The following is a 1,400-nucleotide window of genomic DNA, read 5'->3' as shown; positions in this document are numbered from 1 at the left end:
CGTGATGCCTCATGTCAATACCTCCGGGTGAACTGATCGTTGCCTCAGCAGTGAACCTCCGGTTCGCCAGGTCGTTGCCTCACCTGTTTCCTCCGGTTAGCCGGTCGCGGTCCGGCGTTGCCGGGCGGTGCGGCCCTTGGCCTGGGCGAGGGCTTCGAGGCGGCCGGTGTGGTGGAGGATCTCGCGTTGCAGGGCACCGAGGCGAAGCTTCTTGAACCGGGCGTTCATCGTGATGACCGGCCGTTTCCGGGTCGCGGGGTGCGCGAGGGCACGCTGGTGTGGGGTGGCGGCCTGGTGGTACCTCTTGACGACCTTGGCGCCGTCGCGGTGCTTGGACGCCAGCTTCAGGCTGGGCAGGAAGTAGTTCGCGAACGCGTCGTCCAAGGCCCAGATCTGGTTGAGGAGGTCGAGCTCGGCCTCGGTGTCGTAACGGTAGTAGCCGACCAACTCCCGCACGCGGGCCCAGTTCTTCTGCTCCACATAGCAGCCGTCGTTCTTCTTCCCCGCCCGCCCGCGGGTGAACGTGATCTTGCGGGTCTCGCAGTAGTGCAGGAAGTGGTGGTTGATGAACTCCGATCCGTTGTCGGAGTCGATCCCCACGATCGGGAACGGGAACATCCCGGCGGCGTGGTCGATGGCCTCGATCACCCACCGGCGGGCCCGGTTCGGCACCGACCGGTTCACCGTCCACCCCGTCGCCACATCGGTCATCGTCAACGTGTAGCAGTACTCGCCCGAGGCGACCCCACCGTCGTGGGCGACCAGGTCGATCTCGACGAACCCCGGCGTCGCGTCGTCCCAGTCAGCGAACGTGCGGATCGGGATCTGGTGTTTCAACAACGACCCGGGCTTGGTACGCGTCCGACCCCGCAGCGTCATCCGTTGGCGTTCGCCGGCGAGCATCCGGTCGATGGTGGCCGCCGAGATCCCCGCCAGCAACCCCGCCTGCGCGTCGTCGATATCGATCTCGTCCTCGGCGCGCAACAGGGGCACCAGGACCGGCATGAACGGCGCCAGGATCTTCCCCGCCGGCGCCCGCAACAGCGTCCAGCACCGCACCAGGGCGGGCAGCAGGTCATCGCCGTATACCCGCGCCCGCGGCTTACGCGGCATCACCGCCTTGAGGACCAGCGCATCCCGTAACGCCGCGCGGGCGTAGTCGCGGTGCCACCCGGTCAGATCGACCAGCTCGTCCAAGATCCGGGTCTTGCCCGCCCGGTCGGCGCCCCGGTAGGCCAGGGCCTTCATCTTCGTGACGGCCTTGCGTTGGCCCATCGTCAGCTCCATCCGTGATGGTGCTCACGCGGAGGTCCTCACCCGAGGCAACGACACACCTAACCGGAGGTTTCTACCCGAGGCAACGACCCCGCACAAGCGGAGGTTTCTGATGAGTCAACTCG

Annotated in this window: 1 protein-coding gene; it reads right to left on the bottom strand. The window is 66.9% G+C overall.

Annotated features, from left to right (window positions below; genetic code table 11):
- Positions 1–96: 96 nt before the first annotated feature.
- Positions 97–1,275 (bottom strand): transposase family protein, encoded by a 1,179-nt coding sequence (locus ACFQPD_RS11030; RefSeq protein WP_385900703.1) that lies wholly within the window; start codon positions 1,273–1,275, stop codon positions 97–99.
- Positions 1,276–1,400 lie beyond the last annotated feature (125 nt).

This window comes from Tessaracoccus sp. O5.2 (assembly GCF_964266725.1).
Classification (GTDB): Bacteria; Actinomycetota; Actinomycetes; order Propionibacteriales; family Propionibacteriaceae; genus Arachnia; species Arachnia lapidicapta.
The sequence above is the reverse complement of the archived record's forward strand: the minus strand, read 5'-3'. Positions and strand labels throughout refer to the sequence as shown.

What these genes read in the sequence shown, in the direction of transcription:
- ACFQPD_RS11030 (WP_385900703.1), bottom strand. Translation starts at nt 1,275, where the DNA reads ATGGGCCAACGCAAGGCCGTCACGAAGATGAAGGCCCTGGCCTACCGG.